The sequence below is a fragment of the Rhizobacter sp. P3_C12 genome (assembly GCF_056402735.1).
On record NZ_JBFUGW010000258.1, the window covers coordinates 1 to 8,765 of the forward strand.

Consider the following 8,765-nt stretch of genomic DNA (forward strand, 5'->3'; position numbering starts at 1 on the left):
CTGTTGAGGTTGGTGCCCCAGGCGATGTTCGATTTGCCGGCGGCGGTGGCGCCGTCGGCGGTGTAGCACTTCCAGGTCGTGGGCGGCGCGTGGCTGAGCTGGTCGTTCGCATCGAACATCAGCGCCGCCTGCTGAGCCTGGGCTGATTTCGAAAGCGACAGCGTCACGTCGCCCGGCAGGCCGGCCATCGCGCGGTAGTAGTTGACCAGCCTGACCACCGCGTTCTTGTACGCGAGCGGCGTGTCGCCGGCCGCGCAGCCGGCGACATTGCCGGTCCAGCTGAAAGGGGTCTTGCGCAGCGCGATGAAGCCGTCCTGGTAGCGCGCGAGCACCTCGGCACGGTTGCTGGTGTCGATGGCGGAGAAGGCGGTGTCGCTCGCGGGCGCGGGCGCGGGCGCGGGCGCTGGTGCTGGTGCTGGTGCTGGTGCTGGTGCTGGTGCTGGTGCTGGTGCTGGTGGTGGTGCGGGGGCTGGTGCGGGGGCTGGTGCCGGAGAAGGCGCTGGTGCGGGTGCCGGAGACGGAGCGGGCGAAGGTGCCGGTGCCGGTGCCGGCGCAGGGCTCGGCGCATTGCCGGTCGGCGGGTTCTGGCTGACCTCGCTGCTGTCGCTGCCGCCGCCGCAGGCGACGAGCATGAACAGGCTCAGCAGCGCGGCCGAGGATCCGATGGGGGAACGGGACGATGACATGCCCCAGGGCATGCAAGCATGGGACCACGCGCCATCCGCCCCCTGTCCGACACGATCCACCCCCGCCGGCCACACATCATGTTGCAAGGCCGACGCGTGGCGTCAGATCCTTCGGTACGGCGTCAGCTGGGCCGCCACACCGGCGAGTCCGCGATCACGACGCGGCGCGGCAGGATGTGCGCCTGCGTGAACGCATCCGCGATGCGCTGCTGCTCGGCCAGCGCCTCCGCGTCGACGGCCTGCACCCTGTAGCTGCGCCGCTGGTTGGCCGCGGTCACCGTCGCGGCATCGAGGCCGATCACCGGCGCGTGCCATTCGGCCGCCGGGCCGGGGTTCTTCCTGATCCACTCTCCGGCCCGCTGCAGCTCGGCGAACACGGCGCCCAGCACGTCGGGGCGCCGCTGCGCATACGGCGTCGCGGCGAGGTAGAAGCGCCGGTAGCTCGACAGCGAACCGCCGTCGAGCAGGATCCGCGCGCCGGCCTGGCGCTGCACCGCGGCGAGGAACGGATCCCAGATCACCCAGGCGGCCACGCTGCCGTTCTCGAAGGCGGCGCGCGCATCGGCCGGGCTCAGGTAGGCCGGCTCGATGTCGCCGATCGACAGGCCGGCCTTCGCGAGCGCCTCCAGCAGCAGGTAGTGCGCGCCGGCGCCCTTTGCGAAAGCGACCTTGCGGCCCTTCAGTTGCACGACATCGGTGATCGGGGAATCCCTGGGCACGACGATCGCCTGCGCCTGGGGCGACGGCGTCTCGATCGCGCAGTAGGTGAGCTTCGCGCCGGCGGCCAGCGCGAACGGCGGCACCGCATCGGCCACGTCGGCGCTCAGCTCGATCGCGCCGATGTTCAACGCCTCCAGCAGCGGCAGCCCCGAGGTGAACTCATGCCAGGTCACCCGGACCTTCAGCGGTGCCAGCGCCTGTTCGAGCGTGCCGCGCGACTTCAGGAAGATCATCAGCGTGGACGACTTCTGGAAGCCGATGCGCACGGTGTCGGCATCGGCAGCGCGCACGGCGGCGGGCAGCAGGCTGGCCGCGGCCGCCGCCAGCATCAGGCGGCGGCGCGGGTCGTGCGGTGAATCGGGGAACGGCGCGGGGGACTGCATCGATGGGCTCTCGACAATGACGGAGCCCGCGACGCTAAGCGCCGCCCCGCGTGGCGGCAACGATGCAATGCGCAGTTGCTTATGCGCCGCCCGGTGTCAGTGCCCGGACGCCGACGGCTTGTGCATGTTGCGCGTGCCCAGCAGCACGCCCGCCGGGGAGCCGTCGTCCACCTTCGGCTTGCTGCAATCGCGCGCAACGATGTTGGAGCCGATGCGCGGCTTGACCTCGCACAGCGGAGCGGCATTCGCCTGCGCCTGGTCCTGCGGCGGCGCCTCGGGTTCCGGCACGGGGCTCGCGCAGGCCGTGGCGAACAGGGCAAAGGTCAAGCCGGTCAGGCCGATCAAGCGAAGGGTCATGATGGGGTCGGGTGAAGGGGTATCGGGCGATTCTAGGGGCGCTCAGGCGTTCTCGAGCCGCGCCCGGTCCCTGATCACCGATCTGCCGGCCGTCAACGCATAGTGCAGCGCGGACTCCGGGTCGGTCCAGCAGCGGCCGTCGCACATCGCCTCGTCACGGAACACCTCGCACGGCGCGCCGCTGCCATGCACCTGCTTCACCACCACCGCGGCCACGTAGCCGCCGTGCGCCGCCTCGATCGCCCCGGCGTAGATCTTGAAGTCGCCGACCGTCTGCTCCTGGAAATGCATGCCCTGCTCCACGCCGGCGCCACTGCCGGTCGGGGCGAACTTTGAACGCGTTCGCGCGCAAATTCCATCGACAAGATTGGCGCCCCCGAATGGGGGGGCCGGCCTACTTCGTCGTCCGGCACTGGGCGTACAGCCGCATGTAGGACGCAGCGGCCACGTCCCACGAGAACTCCTGCGCCATCGCGCGGCGCATCAGCTGCTGCCACAGTGCCGGCTGGCCGAAGGCGTGCAGCAGCCGGTCGACCGTGACTTCCAGCGCCATCGAGCTGGCCGGCTCGAACGAGAAGCCGGTGGCCCGGTCGGTGCGGATCGTCTCGTCGGTCGTGTCGACCACCGTGTCGACCAGCCCGCCGACGCGCCGCACCACCGGCAGCGTGCCATAGCGCAGCGCATACAGCTGCGTCAGCCCGCAGGGTTCGAAGCGCGACGGCATCAGCAGCGCATCGCTGCCGGCGATGATGCGGTGCGCGAGCGCCTCGTCGTACACGGTGCGCACCGCCACCTGCGCCGGGTGCGCGCGCGCCGCGCCTTCGAAGGCGGATTCGAGCGCGCGGTCGCCGTTGCCCTGCAGCGCGAGCTGCCCGCCGCGCTGCAGGATGCCCGGCAGCGCCGCCAGCACCAGGTCGAGCCCTTTCTGCGAGGTGAGCCGGCTGACGACGCCGAACACCGGCGCATCGGCCCGCCGCTCCAGCCCCAGCTCGGTCTGCAGCGCATGCTTGCAGACCGCCTTGCCGACCAGCGAATCGGCCTGGTAGCGCTTCGCGATGCCCGCATCGGTGGCCGGGTTCCACACCTCGGGATCGACGCCGTTCAGGATGCCGAGCACGTCACCACCACGACCGCGGATCACGCCGTCGAGCCCGCAGCCGTATTCATGGGTCGCGATCTCGCGCGCATAGGTCGGGCTGACGGTCGTCACGCGGTCGGCGAACTTCAGCCCCGCCTTCATGAACGACAGTTGGCTGTGGTACTCGACGCCCGAGGCCGCCATGTAGCGCGCCGGCAGCCCCAGCAGGTTGAAATCGCCGGCCGGGAACAACCCCTGGTAGGCCAGGTTGTGCACCGTGAAGATCCGCGCCGCGCGCGTGGGCACATGCGCGTGCGCATAGGCGCAGGCCATCGCCGCGTGCCAGTCGTGCGTGTGCAGCACGTCGGCCACCCAGTCGGGGTCGAACTCGCCGGCCGCGATGTGGGCCGCCACCCAGCCGAGCAGCGCGAAACGCTGCGCGTTGTCCGGCCACTCGTTGCCGTCGGGCGCCTGGTACGGGCTGCCGCCGCGCCGGTACAGGTACGGCGCATCGACCACGTAGACCGGCAGGTGGCTGTACGGCATGGTGCCGAGCGTCAGCCGCACGCGCGCCGCGCCGAAGGCCGCGCCAATCTCGCAGACGGTCTTCTGGTGCAGCACCGCGTCGGCGATGGCCGGCAGGCCGGGCAGCACCAGCCGCACGTCGGCGCCGGCGCGCGCCAGCGCCTGGGGCAAGGCGCCGGCCACGTCGGCCAGGCCGCCGGTCTTGACCAGCGGGAAGATTTCAGCGGCGACCTGGAGGACTTTCATGCGGTGATCAAGCGGTGAATCAATCAAGCTGTGAGTTTCGCGAGCATGTCGCGCGTGACAAGGGTGATGCCGTTCTCGGAACGGTAGAAGCGCTGCGCATCGAGCTCGGCATCCTCGCCGATCACCATGCCGTCGGGGATCACGCAGGCGCGGTCGACCACGACGCGCGTGAGCCGCGCGCCGCGGCCGATCTGCGCACCCGGCAGCAGCACCGACCAGCTGACGACCGCGTGCGAGTGCACCCGCACGCTCGAGAACAGCACGGTGCGCGTGACCGCGCCCGAGACGATGCAGCCGCCCGACACCAGCGACTCCACGGCCATGCCGCGGCGGTCGTCCTGGTTGTGCACGAACTTGGCCGGCGGCAGTTGCTCCTGATACGTCCAGATCGGCCAGCGCTTGTCGTACAGGTTCAGCAGCGGGTCGGTGGCGGTGAGGTCGATGTTGGCGTCCCAGTACGCGTCGATGGTGCCGACATCGCGCCAGTACGGCGCCTCGCCGTGCCGCGTGCTGACGCAGCTCAGCTCGAACGGGTGCGCCGAGGCCTGCCCGTTGCGCACCGCGCGCGGGATGATGTCCTTGCCGAAATCGTGGCTCGAATCGGCGTCGTTCATGTCGCGCTCGRGCTCCTTGTAGAGGTAGCGCGCATTGAAGATGTAGATGCCCATGCTCGCGAGCGCCATGTCGGGGCGGCCCGGCATCGGCGGCGGGTCGGCCGGCTTCTCGACGAACTCGGTGATGTGGTTGTCGCGGTCGACCGCCATCACGCCGAAGGCCACCGCCTCCTCGCGCGGCACTGCGATGCAGCCCACCGTGCACTCGCGCCCCTTGGCGACGTGGTCGGCCAGCATCAGCGCGTAGTTCATCTTGTAGATGTGGTCGCCGGCCAGCACCACCACGTAGTCGGCGCCGTAGCTCGCGAGGATGTCCTGGTTCTGGTAGACGGCGTCGGCGGTGCCGCGGTACCAGCTCTCGTCGTCGTTGCGCTGCTGGGCCGGCAGCAGGTCGACGAACTCGTTCATCTCGCTCTTCAGGAAGGCCCAGCCGCGCTGCAGGTGGCGCAGCAGGCTGTGCGACTTGTACTGCGTGATCACGCCGATGCGCCGGATGCCGGAGTTCAGGCAGTTCGACAGCGCGAAATCGATGATGCGGAACTTGCCGCCGAAGTAGACGGCCGGCTTGGCGCGGCGGTCGGTCAGGTTCTTCAGGCGGCTGCCGCGGCCGCCGGCCAGCACCAGCGCGACGGCGCGCTTGGGCAGGTCGAGGCTCAACGCAAGATCGATGGGTTGCATGATGTCTCCAGGAAGGGTCGCGGCGCGCACCGATTGTGCACGGCCCGCACCGCATTGAAGCACTGCCCCCGCGCTTGCGCACGCCGGGACAAACGAGCAAAGTCTGGCCCACACTGCAGGATCCCCGCCGATGAGCTCCCCCTCCATGACACAACAGATCACCCCCCAGCAGATGCAGGCCGGCCTCGACGAGCAGCTGCTGAAGACCGTCGGCGTCGCGCCGCCCGCCGCCACCCCGGTCGACCTGATGCACGGCGTGGCCCAGGTCGCGCGCCAGCAGCTGTCGGAGCGCTGGGTCCAGACCCAGGCCATCGAGCGCGCCGCCAAGGCCCGCCGCGTCTGCTACCTGTCGATGGAGTTCCTGATCGGCCGCACGCTGTCGAACGCGCTCGCCGCGCTCGACCTGCGCGAACCGGCCGCCGCGGCGGTCGCGCTGCACGCGCAGACGCTCGAAGACGTGGCCGACCACGAGCCCGACGCCGCGCTCGGCAACGGCGGCCTGGGCCGGCTCGCCGCCTGCTTCCTCGACTCGATGGCCACGCTCGGCCTGCCGTCGTTCGGCTACGGCATCCGCTACGAGTACGGCATGTTCGCGCAGGGCATCGCGCACGGCCGCCAGGTCGAGCACCCCGACCCCTGGCTCGCCGACGGCACGCCGTGGGAGTTCCCGCGGCCCGGCATCAGCTACCCGGTGCGCTTCGGCGGCCATGTCGAGCAGCACATGCACGACGGCAAGACGCACCCGGTGTGGCGCCCGGCCGGCTCGGTCGAGGCCAAGGCCTACGACATGGTGATCCCCGGCCACGGCACGCAGAAGGTGAGCACGCTGCGCCTGTGGAAGGCGGCGGCCCCCGCCCACATCGACCTGAACGCCTTCAACACCGGCGACTATGCCCGCGCGGCCAGCGTCAAGAACGAGTACGAGAACATCTCGTGGGTGCTGTACCCGAACGACAGCACGCCGGCCGGCCGCGAGCTGCGGCTGCGCCAGGAGTACTTCTTCACCAGCGCGTCGATCCAGGACATCGTCGCCCGCCACCTCGACGAGCACGACACCTTGCACAACCTGGCCGACCAGGTCGCGATCCACCTGAACGACACGCACCCGGCGATCGGCGTGGCCGAGCTGATGCGCGTGCTGTGCGACGACCACGCGATGCCCTGGGCCGATGCCTGGGCGGTCACGCAGAAGACCTTCTCGTACACCAACCACACGCTGATGCCCGAGGCGCTCGAGACCTGGGCGGTGTCGCTGATGCAGCAGGTGCTGCCGCGGCACCTGGAGATCATCTTCCGCATCAACCAGGAGTTCCTCGACCTGGCGGCGAAGCAGCGCCCCGGCGACGACGGCTTCCTGCGCCGCCTGTCGCTGATCGACGAATCGGGCGAGCGCCGGGTGCGCATGGCCAACCTGTCGATCGTCGGCAGCCACAAGGTCAACGGCGTCTCGGCGCTGCACTCCGAGCTGCTGACCAAGACCATCTTCGCGGACTTCGCGTCGCTGTACCCGAGCCGCTTCACGAACATGACCAACGGCGTCACGCCGCGGCGCTGGCTGGCGCAGGCCAACCCGGGTCTCGCGCACCTGCTCGACCAGACGCTCGGCCGCGGCTGGCGGCTCGACCTCGACCAGCTCGCGCAGCTGAAGGAGCACGCCGGCAACGAGGCCTTCCGCAGCAAGTTCGCCGCGATCAAGTTCAACAACAAGAAGCGGCTGGCCGAGCACATCCAGCGCCACACCGGCATCCACGTCGACCCGGGCAGCCTGTTCGACGTGCAGGTCAAGCGCATCCACGAGTACAAGCGCCAGCTGCTGAACGTGCTGCACGTCGTCACGCGCTACCTGGCCATCATCGCGAACCCGACGCTGCCGTGGGTGCCGCGCACCGTGATCTTCGCCGGCAAGGCGGCCTCGTCGTACCAGACGGCGAAGTCGATCATCCGGCTGATCCACGACGTGGGCACGGTGGTCAACGCCGACCCGCGCGTCGGCGGCAAGCTGCGCGTGGTGTTCATCCCGAACTACGGCGTCTCGGTGGCCGAGGTGATCATGCCGGGCGCCGACCTGTCGGAGCAGATCTCGACCGCCGGCACCGAAGCCTCGGGCACCGGCAACATGAAGCTCGCGCTGAACGGCGCGCTGACGATCGGCACCGACGACGGCGCGAACATCGAGATCCGCCAGAGCGTCGGCGACGACAACATCTTCATCTTCGGGCTGAAGACGCCCGAGGTGCAGGCGCTGAAGGCCTCGGGCTACCACCCGATGCGCCACTACGACGGCAACCCGGCGCTGAAGGCGGTGCTCGATGCGATCTCCGGCGGCCTGTTCTCGCCCGACGAGCACGACCGCTACCGCCCGCTCGTCGACTCGCTGCTGTGGGGCGGCGACCACTACCTGCTGCTCGCCGACTACGATGCCTACGTGCAGGCGCAGCAGCGCGTGGACACGCTGTACGGCCACCGCGAGGCCTGGATCGCGCGCGCGATCGCCAACGTGGCCGGCATGGGCGTGTTCTCGTCCGACCGCACGATCCGCGAGTACGCGCGCGACATCTGGAACATCGACCCCGAGCTGAAGCCTGCGGCGGCGCTGCGATCGGTTGCCTGACAATGACACCCCGTCGTTGCCACCGCCCCCCATGCTGACCGCTGCCGAGATCGAGGACATCCGCCACGCCCGCCACGGCGATCCGTTCTCGGTGCTCGGCGCGCACGTCGATGCGAGCGGGCAGCGCTGGCTGCGCTGCTTCCAGCCCGGCGCGCGGGCCGCGCTGGCGGTCGATGCGAGCAGCGGCCAGCCGCTGTCGCTGCTGACCCAGCTGCACCCCGACGGCGTGTTCGAGGGCATGCTCGGCAGCGCCGCCGGCACGCACCGGCTGCAGTTCACCTGGGCCGACGGCAGCAGCTCCACCGTCGACGACCCCTACCGCTTCCCGCCCGTGCTCGGCGAACTCGACGTGTGGCTGCTGGCCGAGGGCACGCACCTGCGGCCGTACGAGACGCTGGGCGCGCAGGTGAGGATCATGGAAGGCGTCAGCGGCGCGAGCTTCGCAGTGTGGGCGCCAAACGCGTCGCGCGTCAGCGTGGTCGGCGACTTCAACCACTGGGACGGCCGCATCCACCCGATGCGGCTGCGCCGCGAGTGCGGCGTGTGGGAGATCTTCCTGCCCGGCATCGCCGAAGGCGCGCGCTACAAGTACGAGATCCGCACCGCCGACGGCCACGTGCTGCCGCAGAAGGCCGACCCGTACGCGCTGCAGTCCGAGCTGCGGCCGGCCACCGCGAGCGTGGTCTCGCACATGCCGCGGCTCGCGCCGGCCTCGCCGCAGCGCCAGCAGTCGAACGCGCTCGATGCGCCGGTCAGCATCTACGAGGTGCACCTCGGCTCGTGGCGGCGCAAGCCCGAGGAAGGCGACCGCTGGCTCAGCTGGGACGAGCTCGGCGACACGCTGGTGCCGTATGCGCAGGACATGGG

At 70.3% G+C, this 8,765-nt stretch carries 9 protein-coding genes; 3 read left to right on the forward strand and 6 right to left on the reverse strand.

Annotation, left to right across the window (positions count from 1 at the left end; genetic code table 11):
* On the reverse strand, positions 1-332 hold a 332-nt coding region (locus AC1DXV_RS27370; RefSeq protein ID WP_477936526.1), incomplete at its 3' end, for a spore germination YkwD domain-containing protein.
* Between the two features lie 74 nt (positions 333-406).
* Between AC1DXV_RS27370 and AC1DXV_RS27375 the strand changes: the two genes are divergently transcribed.
* Positions 407-592, forward strand: a complete 186-nt coding sequence (locus tag AC1DXV_RS27375; protein WP_477936528.1) for a hypothetical protein — start codon at positions 407-409, stop codon at positions 590-592.
* Positions 593-808: 216 nt separating this feature from the next.
* On the opposite strand, the gene AC1DXV_RS27380 is transcribed toward AC1DXV_RS27375, so the two are convergent.
* The 5 genes from AC1DXV_RS27380 to glgC form a co-directional block, all read right to left on the reverse strand.
* Positions 809-1,789 carry an aliphatic sulfonate ABC transporter substrate-binding protein gene (locus AC1DXV_RS27380; protein WP_477865822.1) on the reverse strand — a complete coding sequence of 327 codons (981 nt, stop codon included), beginning with the start codon at positions 1,787-1,789 and terminating at the stop codon, positions 809-811.
* 96 nt (positions 1,790-1,885) lie between these two features.
* Positions 1,886-2,146, reverse strand: coding sequence for a hypothetical protein (locus tag AC1DXV_RS27385; RefSeq protein ID WP_477865823.1), 261 nt, complete (start codon positions 2,144-2,146; stop codon positions 1,886-1,888).
* Positions 2,147-2,188: 42 nt separating this feature from the next.
* The gene (locus AC1DXV_RS27390) at positions 2,189-2,437 is read right to left on the reverse strand and encodes a hypothetical protein (protein WP_169675417.1); all 249 of its coding nucleotides are present in this window, start codon (positions 2,435-2,437) and stop codon (positions 2,189-2,191) included.
* Positions 2,438-2,540: 103 nt separating this feature from the next.
* Positions 2,541-3,995, reverse strand: coding sequence for a glycogen synthase GlgA (gene glgA / locus AC1DXV_RS27395; protein WP_477865824.1), 1,455 nt, complete (start codon positions 3,993-3,995; stop codon positions 2,541-2,543).
* Positions 3,996-4,018: 23 nt separating this feature from the next.
* Positions 4,019-5,287 (reverse strand): glucose-1-phosphate adenylyltransferase, encoded by a 1,269-nt coding sequence (glgC, locus tag AC1DXV_RS27400; protein ID WP_477936530.1) that lies wholly within the window; start codon positions 5,285-5,287, stop codon positions 4,019-4,021.
* Between the two features lie 130 nt (positions 5,288-5,417).
* Between glgC and AC1DXV_RS27405 the strand changes: the two genes are divergently transcribed.
* Positions 5,418-7,898, forward strand: a complete 2,481-nt coding sequence (locus AC1DXV_RS27405) for a glycogen/starch/alpha-glucan phosphorylase (protein ID WP_477865826.1) — start codon at positions 5,418-5,420, stop codon at positions 7,896-7,898.
* A 31-nt stretch (positions 7,899-7,929) separates the two neighbouring features.
* The coding region (locus tag AC1DXV_RS27410) for a GlgB N-terminal domain-containing protein (RefSeq protein WP_477936532.1) at positions 7,930-8,765 on the forward strand (836 nt) is incomplete at its 3' end.

Excerpts from the sequence above, each read along its gene's own strand:
- AC1DXV_RS27380 (WP_477865822.1), bottom strand. The coding sequence starts at position 1,789 with ATGCAGTCCCCCGCGCCGTTCCCCGATTCACCGCACGACCCGCGCCGC.
- AC1DXV_RS27385 (WP_477865823.1), bottom strand. The coding sequence starts at position 2,146 with ATGACCCTTCGCTTGATCGGCCTGACCGGCTTGACCTTTGCCCTGTTC.
- AC1DXV_RS27390 (WP_169675417.1), bottom strand. The coding sequence starts at position 2,437 with ATGCATTTCCAGGAGCAGACGGTCGGCGACTTCAAGATCTACGCCGGG.
- glgA (WP_477865824.1), bottom strand. The coding sequence starts at position 3,995 with ATGAAAGTCCTCCAGGTCGCCGCTGAAATCTTCCCGCTGGTCAAGACC.
- AC1DXV_RS27405 (WP_477865826.1), top strand. The coding sequence starts at position 5,418 with ATGAGCTCCCCCTCCATGACACAACAGATCACCCCCCAGCAGATGCAG.